This window comes from Pseudomonas sp. NPDC087346 (genome assembly GCF_044744235.1).
In the GTDB taxonomy this organism is placed as follows: domain Bacteria; phylum Pseudomonadota; class Gammaproteobacteria; order Pseudomonadales; family Pseudomonadaceae; genus Aquipseudomonas.
In genome coordinates, this window is the sequence record NZ_JBIUXX010000003.1 from 165,440 (window position 1) to 184,362 (window position 18,923).

Here is an 18,923-nt window from a genome sequence, read left to right on the forward strand (position 1 = left end):
GGTAGACGTCATGACACTGATTGAATCCCCGGTTGGAGCCGATGTCCCGCTGTCTATCGCGGCTGACAGCCCGAATCGCCAACTGTATGAAATGCTGCTCAAGGACGTGCCGGACCCTAACGTTGCGGCCCGGCGTTTCCTGCGGCGACAACTGGCGCGTGCTGCCGATCTGCCAAACGAATTGCCCACCGATGCCGAGCAACTGCTGCAATGGTCGCAAACTCGCTGTGCAGCGGTGGCACGCGAATATGCGGAGTATCTGGCGTCCCGGCAGCAAGGCGCGCCACGGCGATACTTTCACAAAAAATCTCATGCTCTGTATTTTTTGCGGCATGTCGCACCGACTAAAGAGGTTGATGGCGCCTGGTTGGCAGGTGTCTTGAAGCATTGGCGGGACGTTCGCTTCGATGGCTTGATCGACACTTATCTCGAAGAGCTGGGCGACGGCGTAGCGCGGCAGAATCACGTAGTGATCTACCGCAAATTGCTTTCGGAGAATGCTTGTGACAATCCGCGCGACCTCAGTGATGAACACTTTCTACAAGGCGCCGTGCAACTGGCGCTGGGCCATTGCAACGACGAGTTTTTACCGGAGGTCATCGGCTACAACCTCGGTTACGAACAGTTGCCGCTGCACTTGCTGATCAGTGCCTATGAACTTGGCGAATTGGGCATCGACCCGCATTACTTTCGGCTACATGTGACCATCGATAACGCCAGTACCGGGCATGCACGCAAAGCCGTGCAATCGTTGCTCGACTTAATGCCGGTCGGGGAAGGGCGCGATGAGTTCTATCGGCGCGTGACGTTGGGTTATCGCCTGAATGATCTGGGAATCGGCTCAACGGAAGTCATTCAAGACTTCGATCTGCATCGTGAAGTGGTGTCGATGCTTGAACGCAAAGCGCTGTTCGGGCAGCACATGCATTCCGATTATTGCCGCGTCGAAAACCGCACCATCAATCAGTGGCTGTCGACGCCGGGCCAGATGGGCGGCTTTCTGGCCGCGCTGGAGCGCAAGGGCTGGATCAAACGTGGTGTAGCGCCTGAGGAAAGTCGATTCTGGAAACTGATCGAAGGCAGTGACGCGGCGATGTTTGGTGTGTTCAGTGGCTATGAAAAACAACTGTTGAGCGACTGGATTGTTGATGGTTCACAGGATTCGCAGCGTTGTACGCGTGCGTCGCGCAAGCAGGTTCAGGATGAGCAAGACGAGTCCGCCGATCCGGAAACCGACAGTTTGAAGCTGCGCCTCGCAGACCTGACTCCGGCTGATCAATTGCACGCGCTGATTCCATGGCTTTCGCCACTGCGCCATTGGCGTCCTGCCGGGCTTTACGCCACCCGGCGCTTCATTGAGTTGCGTGCGCAATTGCGTTGATACAAGGAGAACCCATGTCTGTACAAGAAACAGTCGATCGAGGATTGCTTGAGCTTGGCCAGCGCCTGCGCCGCAGCGGGTATCGATTCATCACGCCGACGCCGCTCACGCACCAGCGAGTTTATCAGCGCTCTGCCACACCACTTGCCAAGGATCAGCGTGATGTTTTCGGCTGGTCGATGCCGTTCGATAACGAGTTGTTTTCGGCTGATGAACTGCGTGCCCTGGAGCAGGCCGGAATCATTGAGCAAAGTGGTTCGTTGTGGCGCAGTACGGTGCGCTGGTCTTCGCTGGGCGATCTGTTGTTTGCGCATTCCGCGTATCCAACCACGCAGAATGATTCGGTATTTTTTGGCCCGGACACCTATCGATTCGCCTTGGTGATCGAGGATTGTCTGCAGCAGCGTTTCGAACCGATTCGGCGTGCAGTAGATATCGGCTGCGGCGCTGGCGTCGGCGCAGTGCTGATAGCCCGGGCGCGGCACGAGGCCGAGGTGGTTGCCGTCGATATCAACCCACGGGCGCTGCGCCTGACGGCGGTCAATGCCGAGCTGGCGGGCGTCATCAATGTGACGGCGTATCACAGCGATTTGCTGACCAGTGTCGAGGGTTTTTTTGATCTGATTGTTGCCAATCCCCCGTATATGAATGATCAACATCAACGGGCCTATCGCCATGGAGGGGGAGCACTGGGCGAGGCATTGTCGGTGCGAATTGTCCGTGAGGCATTACCTCGGTTGAGCATTGGCGGAACGTTGCTGTTGTATACCGGCGTGGCGATGATCGCCGGGCATGACCCGTTTGCCGACGCCATCGAGCCAATGTTATCTGGAGAGCAGTTCGGCTGGACTTATCGCGAACTCGATCCGGATGTGTTCGGCGAAGAACTGCTTGAGCCCGGGTATGAACTGGTTGAGCGAATCGCGGTAGTTGCGCTTAGGGTGACACGCTTCAAATAACGGCACTCTGCGGCTGAGTATCCAGCCATCTACAGTCGTGAAAAGGGCCGAAAAATCGGCCCTTTATGCATATTTGACTTCAGCTTCAGACAAACGCTTGTCCGGCAAAGCCTCTTGGCAATCGTTGACGGCCGGCGAGGGCGGTCAACCGCTCAGTCCACTCCGAGCGCCAGTTCGAGGCACCATGAACGGCTTGAGTGCGACGGGATGCGCGGCGCGCGGCGTTACGTTGATCTTTGCGCGCATTCTTGTAGGCGTCGGTATTACGGCAGCTGCGGCATTTCACTCGGTTGAGTTCATTGCTCGAAGTAAGATTGCTGCCCTTGTGACCACAGGCCAGATGACCCGCTACCTTGAAATGGATAACCATGAAAAGTCTCCTTGGTGACGTGCATAAGTAGTGACCGCACGCGACCAAGGACGTTCGTTTCATCGGGCAAATTGCACACCTGGAAGCTCTTGCTTACCGGTTCAGGCTTATCTGAATCGAGGCAGTGGCCGGTCAACCGGTTTGAGCGCAGAGAGTGTGCTGCGAATCTGCGGTGTGTCTTTTTCGATGTCGTTGAGGCGATCACGAATGCGCAGGGCAGTCGGGTGTCCGCCTTGATGATCGACCCAGTCGGCGATCTCCTTGCAGGCGGCAGCGAGGCGCACCTGACGAACATCGAGCAGGGTGAGGAGGGTGGTGATGGACTCTTTCTCGGACATGGATCACCTCCGTTAAGAGAAACCGTTTTGGGGCAGCAAAAAGCCCGCAAGGGTGCGAGCTGTCTGCCGTTGGGGTGCTGATCCTTCAGCTGATTTGAGTATAGACCCGCCCATAAATATCAGCGGCCGGAATACTCTCGAACAGTTGGCGGCGAGCTGACCTCGTTGAGGCGCCGGCATTCACGTTTGGCATCCTCTTCAAGATCGTAGCCATCGCCAATGAATCCGCCGGTGCGGGTATCGTTGATGCGATACCAACTGCTGGCTTCGGCCGGCTCGTGGAGGGTTTCTCCTTCCCGTCGACCATGGATGACGATCTTGTTGCAGCGCTTCACGACGAAAATGTCTTCCATGGCTTCACCGCGGCGGGTTCGTATCCACTCAACTATAGAAGACCTGACGAATCGTGCAAAAAATAGCCAGGTCAGTTCGTCGGTTGCAGAAGCCATTCTCCGTGCTGCCAACTCAAGTGATGAGTCGGGTTCAGCGCCTGAAGAAAGTGCGGGTCGTGGGAAACCGCGACAATTGCTCCGGGAAACGTCTGCAACGCCTGCTCGAAAGCTTCCACTGAGGCCAGATCCAGATGATTGGTTGGCTCATCAAGCAACAGCAGTTGCGCTGGCGTTTTGCGCCACAACGCCACCGCCAGTGCGGCTTTCAAGCGTTCACCGCCGCTGAGAGAGCCGCTGGGCCGGGTGACTCGTCGGGCGTCCAGTTGCAGGTGCGCCAACTGGCTGCGCAGTTCGCTTTCGCTCAATGGGCTATTCAGTGCCTGCAACTGTTCAACGACGCTGATGTGATCATCCAGCAGCGTCAGATGTTGATCTAGAAACGCGGCCGGCACATGAGTGATGCATTCGCCGCTGGCAGGTTCTAGTTCGGCGGCGAGCATTTTCAGCAAGGTCGATTTTCCGCAGCCATTCGGGCCGCTGACTGCGATGCGCGCGGGGCCAGTGAGCGTGAGTGTGAGCGGGCTCGAAGGAACCCACGGCAAACGTGCTTCGACCAGCGTAAACACCTGGCGCGATGCAGGGATGACGCTGCCAGGCAAGTTCATCAGCACGACTTGTTCGGGCGTGACCTTGGCGTAAGCCTCGCGCACTTGGGCATCGAGTTCGGATTTACGTTTCTGCTGGTCATAACGCACGTTGCCCATGACTTCCCTAGCCGCGCCTTTCATGCTCGCTCGTTCGATTCTGGAAACGTTGGCTGTTTCGGCATTGCGCTTGGAATGGGCGGCGTGGCGCTGGATAGTGTCGTGTTCGCGTTGCAAGCGCTGCTGTTCGCGCCGCCGCTCGGTCCTGCTTTGATCGAGCGATGCCTGGGCGGCGGCCTGATGGATCTGTCGTTGCGCTTGATACACCGAGTAGTTGCCACCGAATACCGTGGCGCCCAACGGGGTCAGCTCGACAATGCGCTGCATACGCTCAAGCAGTTGCCGGTCGTGGCTGATGACGATCAGTCCACCGCGCCACTGTTCCAGTTGCTGGATGAGCCACTGGCGGCCTGAGGCGTCGAGATGATTGGTCGGTTCATCCAGCAGCAATAAATGTTGCGGCTTGAGCAGCGCGCCAATTAATGCCAGTCGGGCTTGTTGGCCGCCGCTGAGATTGCTTGTCAGGTCGGTGGGTTTGACGTCGAGGAGTCCAGCGTCATCGAGGCGTTGGCGCAGACGCTCGGGCAAGTCCCAGCGATCGGCGATGATCTCGAAGTCTTCTGCCGCAACACTGCCATGTTGCAGGCGACTCAGCGCATTGAGAACTGCGGCAGTTCCGGTCGCATCGGCCACAGTCTGTCCAGGTTCGGCGCTAAAGGTTTGAGCCACGTAAGTCACCGGAACAGTGCGCGTGACACTGCCCGCCGTAGGCTCGAAATACCCCGCGACCAACCGTGCGAGGACACTTTTGCCGACGCCGTTGCGCCCGACAATAGCCGTAGGGACGTGATCAAACTGCAGATTCAATTCATTGAAAATCGTCTCGCCATTGGCGAACTGAAAACCCAATTGATTCAGGGAGACGAGTGCAGACGTACGCGAGACGTGAGTCATCGGCACCTCCAAAAAATGTCGTGAACACTGACAAGCGCTACAGAACGCGTGTCGCGATTACATTTTTGAAGGCTTAGTTGTTCACTTCTGCGGTCGTCCTGAGAGAAGAAAGGTCGGTAGCCTAAACGACGGTTTGTGTTCGATCAAGGCGCGTCGATCATTCGTTCGAGAAACATCGCCAGCGCCACCTCTTCGGATCGCAGACCTTTGCGCACTCGTGGGCGCGGCAGTTCCGCCAATGCGCCGAGCATGAAACGCTCGACCACGGCCGGGTGGATGTAGCACTTGCGGCATACCGCTGGCGTGTTGCCCAACTGCTTGGCGACGCCTTTCACCATCTCGACCACGTGCCGTTTTGCCTCGGCTTCCGACTCCCACTGCAACTCGCGCAATACTGCCAATGCCAGCGCGCTGCCGGCCCAGGTGCGGTAGTCCTTGGCGGTGAAGTCGGCGCCGGTCAGGGTTTGCAGGTAGGTGTTGACGTCGTGCGAGCTTACAGTGTGCCGCTCGCCGTTTTCGTCCAGATACTGGAACAGATTCTGTCCCGGAATCTCCAGGCAGCGCTTGATGATCCGCGCCAGACGCCGATCCTTGACGGTGATCTGATGCTCGATGCCGCTCTTGCCGCGAAACTGAAACAGGATCGCACTGCCATTGACCTCGACGTGGCGGCTGCGCAGGGTGGTCAGGCCATAGGAACGATTGTCGCGGGCATATTGCGTATTGCCGACGCGGATCAATGTTGCATCCAGCAAGGTAATCACCGTGGCCATGACTTTGTCGCGGCTGAAGCCGGGTGCGCTCAAAAGCGTTTCGAGTTGTTTGCGCAGCTTGGGCAGGGCCAGACCAAACTCGCGCAAACGCGAGTATTTATCGGCATCACGCACTTCGCGCCAGCGTGGGTGATAACGATATTGCTTGCGACCACGAGCGTCGATGCCGGTGGCTTGCAGGTGACCACGCGGGTCGGCGCAGATCCACACATCGCTGTAGGCCGGTGGCACGGCAAGAGAGTTGATGCGCTGGATTTCGTCGGCATCGTTGATGCGCTGTCCGTCTGGATCGAAGTAAGCGAATTTGCCGCGCAGTTTTTTACGGCTGATGCCCGGTTGGGTGTCATCGACGTAATGCAGGTCTGGCGGCAGCACATCAAGTTGCGCGGTGTCTGGCATGGCGGTGTTCCTGGCGGCGAAGCGGTCTGTTACAGCGATTGACCGCACGCCATGGCCGTCGTGCCAAAGGATTTACGCCAGTACCGCGACTGCCTTGATCTGCGCCCACAATTGCTGGCCTGCGTGCACTCCGAGTTGATCCCGGGAGAACCGTGTTATCCGCGCCACCAGCGGGGTGCCACCCGCGTCGAGTCGAATCAGCACGTGGGCGGCGTTGTCGGCAGCTTGCTCGCTGACCACCGTCACCGGTAGCCGATTGAGAATGCTGCTGAATTCACTGTTTTGCAGCGTCAGGCTGATATCCCGTGCCTGCACCTTGCAGCGCAACGCCTGACCGACCTTCATCGGTGCGTGAGTGACACGAATAGTCAGCCGCGTATCCGGCAATTGCAGGCTGAGCAGTTGATAGTCGGTGTCGTAGTCGCTGACCTGACCTTCGATGATCACGCCGGCGTCATCGCCCATGGCCATCGGCAAGTCCAGACGCGCGAGGGTTTCGCCAATCGGGCCGCTGGCGAGGGCCTTGCCGTCACTCAGCAGGACCAGATGATCGGCGAGGCGCGCCACCTCATCCTGAGCATGGCTGACGTAGAGCACCGGGATGTCCAATTCGTCATGCAGGCGTTGCAGGTAGGGCAGGATTTCACTTTTGCGCTGGCTGTCGAGCGCAGCGAGGGGTTCGTCCATCAGCAATAGTTTCGGGCTGGTCAACAGCGCCCGGGCGATGCCGATCCGCTGGCGCTCACCGCCGGACAGATGCTGCGGATGACGCTCCAGCAAGTGGCCGATGCCCAGCAGTTCGGTGGCTTGCGCCATATCGACCCGACGTTGCGACTTGGCAATGCGCTTGAGGCCGAATTGCAGGTTGGCCAGCACTGACAGATGCGGAAACAAACTGGCTTCCTGGAACACGTAACCGAGCGCACGTTTGTGCGGCGGGACGAAGATGCCGTTGTCGCTGTCCTGCCAGATCTCGTCGTTGATCTGGACGAAACCCTGTTCCGCTCGCTCAAGGCCAGCGATACAGCGCAGGCAAGTGGTTTTGCCTGAACCGGAGGCACCGAACAACGCGGTGACGCCACGACCCGGCAAGTGCAGGTCGACATCCAGGCTGAACGCCGAATAAGCGATTTTCAAACGCGCATCTATCATCGATCAGCTCCAGCCTGCGCGGGTCTTGCGGCTGGAGTACAGCGCCAGCAATACCACAAATGAAAACACCAGCATGGCGCCCGCCAGCCAATGGGCCTGAGCGTATTCCATTGCTTCGACGTGATCGTAGATTTGTACCGAGACCACTCGGGTCTTGTCGGGAATGTTGCCGCCGATCATCAGCACGACGCCGAATTCGCCGACGGTATGCGCGAAACCGAGGATCGCCGCGGTGATAAAACCCGGGCGTGCCAAAGGCAGTATCACGCTGAAAAAGGTATCCCATGGGTTGGCGCGCAAGGTCGCCGCGACTTCCAGAGGACGGGTGCCAATCGCCGAGAACGCGTTCTGCAACGGTTGCACCACGAACGGCATGGAGTAGATCACTGAGCCGATGACCAGCCCGGTAAAGCTGAACGTCAGCGTGCCGAGGCCCAGCCATTGGGTGAACTTCCCGAGAAAACCGTTGGGTCCCATCGTCAGCAACAGATAGAAACCGATAACGGTGGGCGGCAGCACCAGCGGTAGAGCAACGATGGCCCCGATCGGGCCGCGCAGCCAGGAACTGGTGCGCGACAACCACAGGGCAATCGGAGTGCCGACGACCAGCAGGATTGCGGTGGTCAGGGACGCCAGTTTCAGGGTCAGCCAGATCGCCGCGAAGTCGGCACTCGTCAGCGACATTTAGAGCTGGTAGCCGTAAGACTTGATGATGGCAGCGGCTTTCGGACCTTTGAGGTACTCAACCAGTGCTTTGGCGGCAGCGTTGTCCTTGCCTTTGTTGAGGATCACCGCGTCTTGCTTGATCGGGTCGTGCATGCTGGCAGGCACGATCCACGCCGAACCGCTGGTGACTTTGCCGTCCTTGTAGATCTGCGACAGGGCTACAAAACCCAGCTCTGCGTTGCCAGTGGAGACAAACTGGTACGCCTGGGTGATGTTCTGGCCTTCAACGATCTTGGCTTTGGTGGCTTCGGTCAGTTTCAGCTTTTCCAGCACCTGAGTGGCGGCCAGACCATATGGCGCGGCTTTCGGGTTGGCGATGGACAGATGCTGATATTCGTTTTTCTTCAGCACGTCACCCTTGGCATCGACGTAACCTTCTTTGGCCGACCACAAGGCCAAAGTGCCGATCGCGTAAGTGAAGCGCGAGCCTTTGACGGTGTCGCCTTCTTTTTCGAGTTTCTCAGGCGTGGTGTCGTCTGCCGAGAGGAACACTTCGAACGGCGCGCCGTTTTTGATCTGGGTGTAGAACTGCCCGGTGGCGCCGTAGGCTGCGACCAGTTTGTGCCCGGTGTCTTTTTCGAAGTCGGCAGCGATGGCCTGAATCGGCGCGGTGAAATTGGCTGCAACAGCGACCTGCACGTCATCGGCCTGAGCGGCGCCGATGGCGAATACCGCGAGCAGGGAGGCGAGGCAGGTTGGGGCAAAGCGTGAGGCACGAGTGGTCATGTAACAGCTCCGTTGTTGGCTAGTGCAGAGGGCAGTTATTGTTAGGGGTGTACTGCGCCGATGCGAGGGGGTTAACGCTATATAGTGAAATATATAGCGAAATGCCGCTAAACGGAAAGCATTGGTGAAAACGTGGTGAGTCAAAAGATCGCACCCCTCGGCAGCTCGACCTGTAGGCGCTCACGAGTGAAACGAGGCAGCGATCTTTGGATGTTGTTTTACGCGTGTTTGGCAGCCAGTTTCCCCAACGCACCGTCCGCCAATTGCCGAGTCAATTCAGCGCTGCTCAAGTCCTTGCCCAGCGTGAATGCCTGACCCGCCCAGAGGTTACTGAAGTCTGCTTCATCCTTGGCGCGCAAGGGCATCAATGCCCCACCGGCCAACGGGAACGCCGGGGCATCAGGCGACATCGGCCCCAGTTCGCGCATCACTCGATTGAGAATGCCGCGTGCCGGGCGTCCGGTAAAGATGTTGGTGATCGCGGTTTGACTTTCCTTGGCGGTTCGCAGGGCTTTGTGATGTGAGGCGCTGACTTTCGCTTCAGGAGTGAACAGATACGCCGTACCTACCTGCACCGCCGAAGCTCCGAGCATAAACGCCGCCGCAACCCCGCGAGCATCGGCAATCGCCCCGGCGGCAATCACCGGAATCGTCACGGCATCGACGATCTGCGGCACCAGCGCGAAAGTGCCAACCTGGCTGCTGAGATCATCGCTGAGAAACATCCCGCGGTGTCCTCCGGCTTCGTAGCCCATGGCGATGATCGCGTCGCAGCCGTTCTGCTCCAGCCACACCGCTTCATCGACGGTGGTTGCTGAGGAGAGGATTTTTGCACCGGTAGCCTTGACCCGATCCAGCAAGGATTTTTCCGGCAGGCCGAAGTGGAAACTCACCACTTCCGGGCGAAATTCCTCCAGCACTTCACATGCTGCAGCATCGAACGGCGCACGGTTGGAAACGGGTGTCGGTGCATCGAAATCGACGGCAAGTTCGCGGTAATACGGTTCCAGCAGGTTCTTCCAGTCTTGCGCGCGCTGTTCATCAGCGGCCGGCGGCTGGTGGCAGAAGAAATTGACGTTGAACGGTTTGTTCGTTTGCTGGCGGATGGTCTTCAACTCATCGCGCAGTTGCTCGATGCTCAGCATGGCTGCCGGCATTGAGCCGAGGCCGCCAGCGTTGCACACAGCGATCACCATCGACGAGTTGGTAGCCCCGGCCATCGGGCCCTGGATGATCGGCAATTCAATGCCGAGCAGATCAAGAATGCGGGTATCTGGCCATTGGCTCATGGGAATAACTCTCCGACGACAAAACAGGGCAGGGGCGCTGGCCCGGGTTTTTTTAACAGCAAACCCGGATGCAAGGCCAGCCCTGTTTTTCCGTTTCAGCGTTCGCACGCGCTTAGCGGCGATGCAGTCCGCCACCGCTGCCCCCACCGAACGAATGATTCATGAACTGCGAGGAGTTGCTGAAATTGTTGGTCCGCTGATTACCGAAGTTACGAGCAGCGGATTCGCGGTTGAGGTTTTGCAACTGGGCATTGTTGTTGACCGGCGCCGTTCGTGTTGCGCCACCCTGGACCATCGACTGCCAACCGCTGTCGGTCTTCTTGTAGACGTTGCCGTCATGGCCGGCGTACACGTTGTCTCCGTAGTGCGCCGCGCCACCGTTGCGTCCGTGAATCCCGCCATATTGAGTGGTGTTGCCAGTGTTGGGGTTGTACACGGCACCGCGATTGGCCGTTACCTGAGTACCGTTGCGGGCATTGCCTGCGGTGACTCGCTCGCCGGCAATTGCTCCGCCATTGGGTCCTGCCACTACGCCGCTGCGTCCGGCCGCATAGTTGCCGTTGTAGACATTGTGCACCGCGCCACGCTGGCCGGCCGCAGCAACCCCGGTGCGCGAGTTATAGGAAGAACCGACCTGACCCGCCCAGCGATTGCCCGTCCAGGCGTTGTAACCCGCACCCGTGCGGCTGACCGTCGCGCGATCTCCCCACTGGTGATAAATGTTGCCGGTAGTACCAGCCCATCCGCCTGGCCCCCAGGCAACCGCGCCGCCGTGATAGCCGTAAGCAGCTCCACCCCACGCCAGTGGCGCCGGATACAAGTGCGGGCCCCAGGCATAACCCCAGCCGTAATTGCCCCACCACGGATAGGCGCCCCAACCCCAACCCATGGCAGCGGTATTGCCGCCCCAGCTCCAGCCAAAACCGAAACCGAAGGTCCAGCCGGTCCATGGCGTATAGCGTATGGCGACACCAAAACCGTAAGTCACCGGCGGGCCGTACCAGACGCTACCGACCCACGGCGTGTACGGATAACCGGTGCCGTAAACCACCACGCCGGTGTTCGGGTCCAGCGTCGAGCCTTGATAACCGGGGGTATAACCGACCACTACGGTATCGCCGCTGGACTCATAGACTTTGACGTAGGTGAGGTAATGCATCGGCGAGCTTGGCGGAATCGAATAGATCACCGCCGGCACCGAACTGGCGACGGTCCAGGGACCATTCACCGAGCTGGCGTTAAACCAGATGCCGTTTTCCACCGCATACCAACTGTTGTTGTCGACACGGATGATCGGCGTGGCGCTGTTGATCACGTATTGCAGTGGAGTGTTGTTGATGGCTTTAAGTTGTGGCTCGCCGTCGAATTGCGGCGCGGTCATTTTTACTGCGCTTTTCTTGATTGCCGAGGTCTGTGGAATCGTGGCGGCAATTGCCGCTTCCTTGGCCTGAGGCGTTCCGGCGACCGAAGCTTTGACGTTTTCCTTCGGGCTGTCGTCCGGGATGTTGGCGAAGTCCGCTGGCAGTTTGTCCGCCGGGGTAAACGTCCACGGGCCGTTCATGTCTGCGGCGCGGAACCAGCGCCCGGAGATCAGCACGTAGCTGTCCTGATCACCGATTTCCTTGAAGATGTGCCCGGTCGTGTTGCTGACATACAGCAACTGCGTGCCCTGAATCGGCAGCCATTGCGCGGCGCCGTCGGTAACGATCAGTTCGGTAGGCGTAGTGGCGATAAAAATCTTCGGCTGCGGTGGTTTGGCGAGGCTTGGCAGCTTGTCTTTCGGATCGCTTTGCCCGGTGAGCAAATCCACCTGACGGCTCTGAATCGCGGCCTGCTTGGCTTTTTCCAGATCGGCGGGCGGAGGTGTCGCCAGGCGGGAGTATTCGCCATTGATCTGGTCGGCAACCATCCAGCCGTCGAAGACATGCAGGTAGTGCTTGCCCTGCGCATCCTTGAGCAGCAACGGTCGGGTGTTGATCACTCGTTGCAGCGAGGTGCCATCGACCGCGCGATAGGCCGCGTCACCATCGATGTACACCAGCATGGCGGGCACGTCGGAACTGATGATCGTCGGCGGTGTGTTTTCCAGCGCAGCACTGTCAGCCTTTTGCTCTGCCGAAAGTACGCCGACCGCCGCTTCCAGTTGATCGAGGGAAATGGTTTTCTTGCGCTTGTCGGCGTCTTTTTGCAGCGCCGTCAGCCAGGTGCCCGATTGACTGGCGTCGGCGGGGAAATCGGCCTTGATGATTTTGTATTGATCGAGCGCGACCCAGCGCGTGGCCTTGTCGACCAGCGTATGGGCGCTGAACTGCACGATGCCGTAAGTCGACTTGCCATCGGCGCCCGTGGCTTCAACAGCGGCGCGGGCATTGAGCGTGTAGCCGTCCCAGCTATCGAGCTGCGGTTGATACACGGTCAATTTGGCATTGCCGCTGGTGATGACCTGCGGCCAGCTCGGTTCGGCGGGGGCTGTTTGCGCAGCAGCTGGCGCGGGTGCCGCCCAGGCATTGCTCAATGACAGCAGACAGAGCATCAGCATTACAAAAAACAAACGCGGGTAAGACATTGTCAGCTCCGTCGACAGGACTACTTTGGCAGGAATCGCAGGGTTAGCGAGGCCGTCGGAAAAGCATAGTCGCCCGCCACGGAAATTCCCGTCGGATTTGCGCATTGGCAGAAAGTCGGGTGGGGCAATGTGTTTCTTTGTGTTATTTCAAGCATACGAACAGTGGAATCCATTCATTGAGAGGCAGTCATGTTCAACGCCATCCTGATCAACAAAGACGACAACGGTTATCGCGCCGACCTGCAGCAGATCAACGACGAGCAGTTACCGGAAGGCAACGTCACAGTGCAAGTTGCTTACAGCACACTGAACTTCAAGGACGGTCTGGCGATTACCGGCAGCAGCCCGGTGGTGCGCAAGTTTCCGATGGTGCCGGGGATCGATCTGGCGGGTACGGTCGAAGTCAGCTCGCATCCTGACTATAAGGTTGGCGATCAGGTGCTGCTCAACGGCTGGGGTGTCGGCGAGGGTCATTGGGGCGGTCTGGCGCAGAAGGCGCGGCTCAATGGCGACTGGCTGATTCCATTGCCGAAAGCTTTTACCGCTGCGCAAGCCATGGCCATCGGCACGGCCGGCTACACGGCGATGCTGTGCATCATGGCGCTTGAGCGCAATGGCGTGACGACTGAGCAGGGTGAAGTGTTGGTCACTGGCGCGAATGGTGGTGTCGGCAGCTTTGCCATCGCCTTGCTGAGCAAGCTCGGTTATCGCGTGGTGGCGTCCACGGGCCGGGTTTCCGAGCACGAATACTTGCAGCGTCTGGGAGCCAGCGAAATCATTGACCGCGCGACCCTGTCGGCACCGGGCAAACCGCTGGCCAAGGAACGCTGGGCGGCAGTAATCGACTCGGTCGGCAGCCACACGCTGGCCAACGCCTGCGCCGGTACCCGCGCGGAAGGCACCGTTGCAGCATGCGGCCTGGCCCAGGGCATGGACTTTCCGGCGTCGGTCGCGCCATTCATTTTGCGTGGCGTGACGCTCGCCGGGATCAACAGCGTGACCCAGCCCAAGGCGCGTCGTGTGCAAGCCTGGGATCGCTTGGCCAAGGATCTGGACTTCGCTTTGCTGGACTTGATCAGTCAGGAAATCAGCCTGAGCGAAGCCATTGAAGCTGCGCCGAAACTGCTGGCCGGTCAATTGCGCGGGCGAGTTGTGGTGGACGTCAATCGCTGACAGGTTTAAATCGGCATCCGTTAAGGCTGGGTTTCGCGTTGCAGTAACTCGCGTTTGCGCTCGACACCCCAGCGATAGCCGGAAAGATTGCCGTCGCTGCGCACCACTCGATGGCAGGGAATCGCCACTGCCAACCGGTTAGCTCCGCAGGCCTGCGCTACTGCGCGTACGGCTTTCGGGGCACCAATTCGCTGGGCAATGTCGGTGTAACTGGCGGTGCTTCCGATTGGAATCTCGCGCAACGCCTGCCACACCCGTTCCTGAAAAGCCGTGCCTCTGACGTCGAGTGGCAGATCGAGGCCGATGGCCGGCGCTTCGATGAATCCCACGACTTTCGCGATCAGCTGTTCAAAATCGTTATCAGCGCCAATCAGGTTTGCCCGTCGAAATTGATCCTGCAGATCACAGACCAATTGATGCGGATCGTCTCCCAACAGAATCGCGCAAACCCCGCGTTCACTTTGCGCCACCAGAATCGCCCCGAGCGAGCACTGGCCGACAGCGAAGCGAATGTCGTTGTTCTGTCCGGCGGCACGATATTCACCGGGCGTCATGCCGAGCAATTGATCGGCGGCTTCGTAGAAGCGGCTGTTGGAGTTAAAACCGGCGTCGTACAGAGCCGCAGTCACCGAGCCGCCATTCGCGAGCCGTTCGCGTACTTTGCGCGAGCGATGGGCCGCGGCGTATCCCTTGGGTGTCAGGCCGGTGGCAGCCTTGAACACGCGGTGGAAGTGAAAAGGGCTGAGACCTGCGGTCTCGGCGAGTTCATTAAGTGCGGGCAGGTTTTCGGCGGATTCGATTTGTCGACAGGCTGTGGCGACAGTGGCGGCATGCTGCGCGGTTACTTCACTCTGGTCCTTGCTTGCGCGTTTGCTCGGGCGATAACCCGCAGCCTCGGCGTCTTCGGCAGTGGAGAAGAATTCGACGTTCTGCGGTTTCGGCAATCTCGAAAGACTGCTCGGACGGCAGTAAACGCCAGTCGTTTTGACCGCATACACAAATTGCCCGTCCGCCGTCGAGTCACGTGCGACGACAGCGGCCCAGCGTGGGTCATCTTCAGTCTTGATGGTTTGCGAAAGCGTTTTCATGGCGGGTAATCCGTGGACCTGTTTGATTCAGGTTAACCAGCGGCAATTACTGCAACACTCCGGGCCTTGCGGTCAAACTTTTTGCGGTCAGCCAGCTATGCGAAACGTCAGGTTGATCCGCTGTTCGCCCAAGCGTGGATGATGTCCTTGTTTGATCGGCAAAACACCGTGATAGCGCAGACGATCGACTCCGCCCCAGACCACCATGTCGCCGTGCAACAGGGGGATGCGCTGAGGTTTGTCACCACGGGCGAAACCACCGAACAGAAACATTGCGGGTAGGCCGAGCGAGAGGGAAACGATCGGTGCGGCGTAGGCTTTTTCGTCTTTATCCTGATGCAAAGACATCTTCGCACCTGGGACATAGCAATTGATCAGGCAGGAATCGGCGTTGAAGTCGGCAAAGCCTGCCTTCGAAGCAGCATTGCGCGCCAGTTCACTGAACACCTCCGGCATTTCCGGCCAGAGAAAGCCGCTGAGCGGATCTACCGTCGAGTAGCGATAGCCGCTGCGATCGGTGATCCAGCCTAATGCCCCACAACTGCTGGTGCCCACGGACATGCTGAAACCACCGGGAGTCACCATGTGGCGCAGTGGTGCTGCGAGGAGAATCGCTTCCAGCGCCGTCAGAATTTGATCGACGCAGGGCAGGGCAAAGCCTCGGAGCACCCACGATTGCTCGCCGATCTGATCAGCTCGGGGCTGTTGTCCGGCTTCGGTATCGGCAAACAGATCGAAGGTCGTCGGGTGCATGGCGCGCTCGCCCGTGTTTACAGCGCCTTGCTGACGCTGATCTCGGTGATGACATCGTCGCCCTGGTCGTGCATTGCATCAAGCACGGCTTTGGCTTCTTCGGCGGTGCCGTTTTCCAGTTGTGCGAACTCGAAACGGCGTTCACCGTTGAGTTTGTATTTGATGACGTATTTGATGACGTATTTGGTCGTTTGGGCCACGGTCATGCTTACCTGTCTGCGTTGGCGGGGCGGCTCAGCTGAGTTTGGTGCTGGAGCGGCGAATGATCTTGATCGAGTGCGTCAGAGTCGGCTTGCGCGTGACGCTGATGGCCTTGCGGTTCACGGTGTCGATCGTGATGTTCCAGAAACCGGTGCTCGGCGCGGTAATACGGGCCGGGAAAGTGTCGAAGGCACCGCCGTGATAGGTGTGACGGCCGCCGTTCTTGAACGAGCGGAAGTTGGCGTCGTTCATCAGACGGATGTTGCAGGTTTGCGAGCATTGGATGACGACGATGTCGTCTTCGTTGAGGTGCTCGCGCTGGTGAATATATTTCATGGGCGCCTCCAGAAGGGCTTTTTCTACAAAATCAAAACGATAGCATGGGCGATTGGCGCAGTTTATCAGCCCGCACGGGTTATTATCCCGCCGTCGGGCGTCGCTTTGACAATTAAAAACAGTTATTCGCGATTCGATGCGGGTTAAATGGACCGGACCTTGGAGAAAAACAGCATTTATGCTGTCGGAGGGTCTTTATTGGAGGATTTGTATGAAGTGGGGAGTGGTGTGTCTGCCGTTGATATTGGCGATGGGTGGTTGCGCGAACGTTTCCGAGATCAACGAAACGTTGCCGACCATGAGCGTGATTTCCGGCAAGAAGCCCCATGAATATGCTCAATGTTTGTCCGAGAAGCTGGCTGATAGCCGCGGCGCGCTGCAAATGCAGCCGCACAAGGACGGCGTTCGGGTAATCGTTCCGGGCAAGTTTTCGTCTGGCCCGGCGGCGGTGTTTGATATCGAAGATCGCTCCGGCGGCAGCAGTATCAAGCTGCATGAGCGGATGTCCAACGTGCCATTGCGCCCTTGGGATGTTCGTAATGCTGCCACCGCGTGCATTTCTGGCTGATAAACTGTCAGCAGTCAGCATCGATGCCGTCAAAGCCCTGCTTTGACGGCATTTTCATTTCTGGAGACGCGATGAAGCGAGAGCAAGTGCGGCAGCGGCACGCAGAGGGCCTTATTTCTGCCACCCATGTGATTCAAAACCCGGCGAATCCGGGTGAATGGATCGTGTTTTTCAAGAAGAGCGCCGGTCGCAGCTACTTCCTGGTGGACGATAACGACGAAGTCGAGTCCTTCAATCGGCTCGATGACCTGATCGAAGTAGTGCGTGGGCTCGGGATCAAATTCGCCGAAATCCACATGTAAGGCCTATTTGCAGACCACCACCACGCTGCGGGTTTTGTAGTTCCCTACGTCAACGCCCAAGGTCTTGTCGCTTTCCTTGGGAGCAGGCGTCCCGTCAGTGCCGACGATGCGATAACCGGTGCCCGCGCAGGATGCATCAGCCTTTTCATAGCAGGCGGCCCAGGAATTGGCCTCGCCCGAGCAATCAATGGTGAGACCTTGTTCGCCGTTGTGCAGGTAAGTGGGTTGTGAGGTGGCGCAGCCGCTCAGGGCCAATACTGCGATCAGTGGCAATAATCTGTTCATGTTTATGTCGTCTTCAGCGAGGGGGCTAGACGCTCTGACAGCGCCGCCATGAAAAGGTTATAGCGATTGGCCATTCATTTGTGTATCGACACAAAAAAGCCCTGCGCTCGGGCAGGGCTTGGGGCGGTTCGCAGCAGATCAGTCGTCCTGATCTTTGCCACGGCGCTTCGCCGATGCTGGAGTGTCGGTGAACACCGAGGCAACATCAGTCGCCATTTGCTCGCTGTCGAAAGGCCCGGCGATGTGTTCGCCATTGGTAGTGGTCAGCGTCCACTTGCCGTCTTTCTTGTCGATCACGTACCCGTTGATGATTTTTACCGCGGCCATCTATCTGTCTCGTTCGCTGGTTCAAAGGCGCCATGATACCGGCAAATGCTCGCATTGGGGGATGATCAGCGTATGGTTATCCAGTTTGCCGGCGTCTTTGAGCTAAGCTGATTTCGCTGCCTGAGGTCGCCAACGGAACTATCGGCAAGAATATTTCTCTATGATGGCATCGGTTAGCCAGTGCGGGGCATTGTAAGGTGCACGCCGCCTGATTAGACTGCGCCGAAACTCGTACACACAGCCCTTTCAAGGACTTATATGATCAAGAAATGCTTGTTCCCAGCAGCCGGTTACGGTACTCGCTTCCTGCCAGCGACTAAAGCCATGCCCAAAGAAATGCTGCCGGTGGTAAACAAGCCACTGATCCAGTACGGCGTTGAAGAAGCTCTGGACGCTGGCCTGACTGAAATCTCGATCGTGACCGGTCGTGGCAAGCGCGCTCTGGAAGACCACTTCGACATCAGCTACGAGCTGGAAAACCAGATCAAAGGCACCGACAAAGAGAAATATCTGGTCGGTATCCGCAAACTGCTCGACGAATGCTCGTTCTCCTACACCCGTCAGACCGAAATGAAAGGTCTCGGCCACGCGATCCTGACCGGCCGTCCACTGATCGGTGACGAACCGTTCGCCGTGGTACTGGCGGACGACCTCTGCGTAAACCTCGAAGGCGACGGCGTTCTGACCCAGATGGTCAAGCTGTACAAGCAGTTCCGCTGCTCGATCATCGCCATTCAAGAAGTCGACCCTGAGGAAACCAGCAAGTACGGCGTAATTGCCGGCGAGATGATCCGCGACGACATCTACCGCGTTCACAGCATGGTTGAAAAACCAAAACCAGAAGATGCACCGTCGAACCTGGCGATCATCGGCCGTTACATCCTGACCCCGGACATCTTCGACCTGATCGAACAGACCGAGCCAGGCAAGGGCGGCGAAATCCAGATCACCGACGCCCTGATGAAACAAGCCCAGAACGGCTGCGTAATGGCCTACAAGTTCAAAGGCAAGCGTTTCGACTGCGGTGGCGCTGAAGGCTACATCGAAGCAACCAACTTCTGCTTCGAGAACTTCTACAAGACTGGCAAGGCTTACTAAGAGCGCTTGATTCGTCTGTACAAAAAGCCACCTTCGGGTGGCTTTTTTGTTTTCTGCCCCCAT

Annotated in this window: 22 protein-coding genes; 6 read left to right on the plus strand and 16 right to left on the minus strand. The window is 58.3% G+C overall.

Going from position 1 to position 18,923, the window contains the following annotated elements; translation table 11 throughout:
- The first annotated feature begins 10 nt into the window (after positions 1-10).
- On the plus strand, positions 11-1,381 hold the full coding sequence (locus ACIOZM_RS03365) for an iron-containing redox enzyme family protein (protein WP_401209557.1): 1,371 nt from the start codon (positions 11-13) through the stop codon (positions 1,379-1,381).
- A 14-nt stretch (positions 1,382-1,395) separates the two neighbouring features.
- A complete protein-coding gene (locus ACIOZM_RS03370) occupies positions 1,396-2,340 on the plus strand; it encodes a methyltransferase (RefSeq protein WP_401209560.1) in 945 nt (314 codons plus the stop codon).
- Positions 2,341-2,425: 85 nt separating this feature from the next.
- Here ACIOZM_RS03370 and ACIOZM_RS03375 read toward each other — a convergent pair whose 3' ends face one another.
- The 10 genes from ACIOZM_RS03375 to ACIOZM_RS03420 form a co-directional block, all read right to left on the minus strand.
- Positions 2,426-2,710 carry a hypothetical protein gene (locus ACIOZM_RS03375; RefSeq protein ID WP_401209563.1) on the minus strand — a complete coding sequence of 95 codons (285 nt, stop codon included), beginning with the start codon at positions 2,708-2,710 and terminating at the stop codon, positions 2,426-2,428.
- 107 nt (positions 2,711-2,817) lie between these two features.
- Positions 2,818-3,048, minus strand: a complete 231-nt coding sequence (locus ACIOZM_RS03380; RefSeq protein WP_401209565.1) for a hypothetical protein — start codon at positions 3,046-3,048, stop codon at positions 2,818-2,820.
- 119 nt (positions 3,049-3,167) lie between these two features.
- On the minus strand, positions 3,168-3,401 hold the full coding sequence (locus tag ACIOZM_RS03385) for a hypothetical protein (protein ID WP_401209567.1): 234 nt from the start codon (positions 3,399-3,401) through the stop codon (positions 3,168-3,170).
- 71 nt (positions 3,402-3,472) lie between these two features.
- Complete coding sequence (locus ACIOZM_RS03390; RefSeq protein ID WP_401209570.1) at positions 3,473-5,098, minus strand: ABC-F family ATP-binding cassette domain-containing protein; 1,626 nt, start codon at positions 5,096-5,098, stop codon at positions 3,473-3,475.
- Between the two features lie 143 nt (positions 5,099-5,241).
- A complete protein-coding gene (locus ACIOZM_RS03395) occupies positions 5,242-6,270 on the minus strand; it encodes a DNA topoisomerase IB (protein WP_401209573.1) in 1,029 nt (342 codons plus the stop codon).
- Positions 6,271-6,342: 72 nt separating this feature from the next.
- On the minus strand, positions 6,343-7,422 hold the full coding sequence (gene modC / locus ACIOZM_RS03400) for a molybdenum ABC transporter ATP-binding protein (RefSeq protein ID WP_401209575.1): 1,080 nt from the start codon (positions 7,420-7,422) through the stop codon (positions 6,343-6,345).
- Positions 7,423-7,425: 3 nt separating this feature from the next.
- Complete coding sequence (modB, locus tag ACIOZM_RS03405) at positions 7,426-8,106, minus strand: molybdate ABC transporter permease subunit (RefSeq protein WP_401209577.1); 681 nt, start codon at positions 8,104-8,106, stop codon at positions 7,426-7,428.
- The gene (modA, locus tag ACIOZM_RS03410) at positions 8,107-8,874 is read right to left on the minus strand and encodes a molybdate ABC transporter substrate-binding protein (RefSeq protein ID WP_401209580.1); all 768 of its coding nucleotides are present in this window, start codon (positions 8,872-8,874) and stop codon (positions 8,107-8,109) included.
- Between the two features lie 218 nt (positions 8,875-9,092).
- Positions 9,093-10,163, minus strand: coding sequence for an NAD(P)H-dependent flavin oxidoreductase (locus ACIOZM_RS03415; protein ID WP_401209583.1), 1,071 nt, complete (start codon positions 10,161-10,163; stop codon positions 9,093-9,095).
- A gap of 112 nt (positions 10,164-10,275) precedes the next feature.
- Positions 10,276-12,729, minus strand: a complete 2,454-nt coding sequence (locus ACIOZM_RS03420; RefSeq protein ID WP_401209586.1) for an autotransporter — start codon at positions 12,727-12,729, stop codon at positions 10,276-10,278.
- A 189-nt stretch (positions 12,730-12,918) separates the two neighbouring features.
- Here ACIOZM_RS03420 and ACIOZM_RS03425 point away from each other — a divergent pair, with 189 nt between their 5' ends.
- Entirely contained in the window at positions 12,919-13,902 is a 984-nt protein-coding gene (locus tag ACIOZM_RS03425; protein WP_401209589.1) for an MDR family oxidoreductase, read from the plus strand.
- A 20-nt stretch (positions 13,903-13,922) separates the two neighbouring features.
- Here ACIOZM_RS03425 and ada read toward each other — a convergent pair whose 3' ends face one another.
- The 4 genes from ada to ACIOZM_RS03445 all read right to left on the minus strand — a co-directional run bounded on the left by ada (position 13,923) and on the right by ACIOZM_RS03445 (position 16,280).
- The gene (ada, locus tag ACIOZM_RS03430; RefSeq protein WP_401209591.1) at positions 13,923-14,990 is read right to left on the minus strand and encodes a bifunctional DNA-binding transcriptional regulator/O6-methylguanine-DNA methyltransferase Ada; all 1,068 of its coding nucleotides are present in this window, start codon (positions 14,988-14,990) and stop codon (positions 13,923-13,925) included.
- A gap of 87 nt (positions 14,991-15,077) precedes the next feature.
- Positions 15,078-15,743 (minus strand): DNA oxidative demethylase AlkB, encoded by a 666-nt coding sequence (alkB, locus tag ACIOZM_RS03435; protein ID WP_401209594.1) that lies wholly within the window; start codon positions 15,741-15,743, stop codon positions 15,078-15,080.
- A gap of 17 nt (positions 15,744-15,760) precedes the next feature.
- Positions 15,761-15,949: a hypothetical protein gene (locus ACIOZM_RS03440; RefSeq protein ID WP_401209596.1), complete on the minus strand. Its 189-nt coding sequence runs from the start codon at positions 15,947-15,949 to the stop codon at positions 15,761-15,763.
- A gap of 28 nt (positions 15,950-15,977) precedes the next feature.
- Positions 15,978-16,280 (minus strand): DUF1883 domain-containing protein, encoded by a 303-nt coding sequence (locus tag ACIOZM_RS03445; protein WP_401209599.1) that lies wholly within the window; start codon positions 16,278-16,280, stop codon positions 15,978-15,980.
- 211 nt (positions 16,281-16,491) lie between these two features.
- Between ACIOZM_RS03445 and ACIOZM_RS03450 the strand changes: the two genes are divergently transcribed.
- Complete coding sequence (locus ACIOZM_RS03450) at positions 16,492-16,848, plus strand: hypothetical protein (RefSeq protein WP_401209602.1); 357 nt, start codon at positions 16,492-16,494, stop codon at positions 16,846-16,848.
- 71 nt (positions 16,849-16,919) lie between these two features.
- Positions 16,920-17,150, plus strand: a complete 231-nt coding sequence (locus tag ACIOZM_RS03455; protein ID WP_401209604.1) for a hypothetical protein — start codon at positions 16,920-16,922, stop codon at positions 17,148-17,150.
- Positions 17,151-17,153: 3 nt separating this feature from the next.
- On the opposite strand, the gene ACIOZM_RS03460 is transcribed toward ACIOZM_RS03455, so the two are convergent.
- The gene (locus ACIOZM_RS03460) at positions 17,154-17,435 is read right to left on the minus strand and encodes a hypothetical protein (protein ID WP_401209607.1); all 282 of its coding nucleotides are present in this window, start codon (positions 17,433-17,435) and stop codon (positions 17,154-17,156) included.
- 138 nt (positions 17,436-17,573) lie between these two features.
- Positions 17,574-17,762 (minus strand): hypothetical protein, encoded by a 189-nt coding sequence (locus tag ACIOZM_RS03465; protein ID WP_401209609.1) that lies wholly within the window; start codon positions 17,760-17,762, stop codon positions 17,574-17,576.
- A 258-nt stretch (positions 17,763-18,020) separates the two neighbouring features.
- Between ACIOZM_RS03465 and galU the strand changes: the two genes are divergently transcribed.
- Positions 18,021-18,860 carry a UTP--glucose-1-phosphate uridylyltransferase GalU gene (gene galU, locus ACIOZM_RS03470; RefSeq protein ID WP_401209611.1) on the plus strand — a complete coding sequence of 280 codons (840 nt, stop codon included), beginning with the start codon at positions 18,021-18,023 and terminating at the stop codon, positions 18,858-18,860.
- Positions 18,861-18,923: the final 63 nt, after the last annotated feature.

Excerpts from the sequence above, each read along its gene's own strand:
- alkB (WP_401209594.1), bottom strand. The coding sequence starts at position 15,743 with ATGCACCCGACGACCTTCGATCTGTTTGCCGATACCGAAGCCGGACAA.
- ACIOZM_RS03450 (WP_401209602.1), top strand. The coding sequence starts at position 16,492 with ATGAAGTGGGGAGTGGTGTGTCTGCCGTTGATATTGGCGATGGGTGGT.
- ACIOZM_RS03370 (WP_401209560.1), top strand. The coding sequence starts at position 1,396 with ATGTCTGTACAAGAAACAGTCGATCGAGGATTGCTTGAGCTTGGCCAG.
- ACIOZM_RS03445 (WP_401209599.1), bottom strand. The coding sequence starts at position 16,280 with ATGAAATATATTCACCAGCGCGAGCACCTCAACGAAGACGACATCGTC.
- galU (WP_401209611.1), top strand. The coding sequence starts at position 18,021 with ATGATCAAGAAATGCTTGTTCCCAGCAGCCGGTTACGGTACTCGCTTC.
- ACIOZM_RS03415 (WP_401209583.1), bottom strand. The coding sequence starts at position 10,163 with ATGAGCCAATGGCCAGATACCCGCATTCTTGATCTGCTCGGCATTGAA.
- ACIOZM_RS03380 (WP_401209565.1), bottom strand. The coding sequence starts at position 3,048 with ATGTCCGAGAAAGAGTCCATCACCACCCTCCTCACCCTGCTCGATGTT.
- ACIOZM_RS03440 (WP_401209596.1), bottom strand. The coding sequence starts at position 15,949 with ATGACCGTGGCCCAAACGACCAAATACGTCATCAAATACGTCATCAAA.
- modA (WP_401209580.1), bottom strand. The coding sequence starts at position 8,874 with ATGACCACTCGTGCCTCACGCTTTGCCCCAACCTGCCTCGCCTCCCTG.
- ACIOZM_RS03425 (WP_401209589.1), top strand. The coding sequence starts at position 12,919 with ATGTTCAACGCCATCCTGATCAACAAAGACGACAACGGTTATCGCGCC.
- ACIOZM_RS03365 (WP_401209557.1), top strand. The coding sequence starts at position 11 with ATGACACTGATTGAATCCCCGGTTGGAGCCGATGTCCCGCTGTCTATC.
- modC (WP_401209575.1), bottom strand. The coding sequence starts at position 7,422 with ATGATAGATGCGCGTTTGAAAATCGCTTATTCGGCGTTCAGCCTGGAT.
- ACIOZM_RS03395 (WP_401209573.1), bottom strand. The coding sequence starts at position 6,270 with ATGCCAGACACCGCGCAACTTGATGTGCTGCCGCCAGACCTGCATTAC.
- ACIOZM_RS03375 (WP_401209563.1), bottom strand. The coding sequence starts at position 2,710 with ATGGTTATCCATTTCAAGGTAGCGGGTCATCTGGCCTGTGGTCACAAG.
- ada (WP_401209591.1), bottom strand. The coding sequence starts at position 14,990 with ATGAAAACGCTTTCGCAAACCATCAAGACTGAAGATGACCCACGCTGG.
- ACIOZM_RS03455 (WP_401209604.1), top strand. The coding sequence starts at position 16,920 with ATGAAGCGAGAGCAAGTGCGGCAGCGGCACGCAGAGGGCCTTATTTCT.
- ACIOZM_RS03460 (WP_401209607.1), bottom strand. The coding sequence starts at position 17,435 with ATGAACAGATTATTGCCACTGATCGCAGTATTGGCCCTGAGCGGCTGC.
- ACIOZM_RS03465 (WP_401209609.1), bottom strand. The coding sequence starts at position 17,762 with ATGGCCGCGGTAAAAATCATCAACGGGTACGTGATCGACAAGAAAGAC.
- ACIOZM_RS03420 (WP_401209586.1), bottom strand. The coding sequence starts at position 12,729 with ATGTCTTACCCGCGTTTGTTTTTTGTAATGCTGATGCTCTGTCTGCTG.
- modB (WP_401209577.1), bottom strand. The coding sequence starts at position 8,106 with ATGTCGCTGACGAGTGCCGACTTCGCGGCGATCTGGCTGACCCTGAAA.
- ACIOZM_RS03390 (WP_401209570.1), bottom strand. The coding sequence starts at position 5,098 with ATGACTCACGTCTCGCGTACGTCTGCACTCGTCTCCCTGAATCAATTG.
- ACIOZM_RS03385 (WP_401209567.1), bottom strand. The coding sequence starts at position 3,401 with ATGGAAGACATTTTCGTCGTGAAGCGCTGCAACAAGATCGTCATCCAT.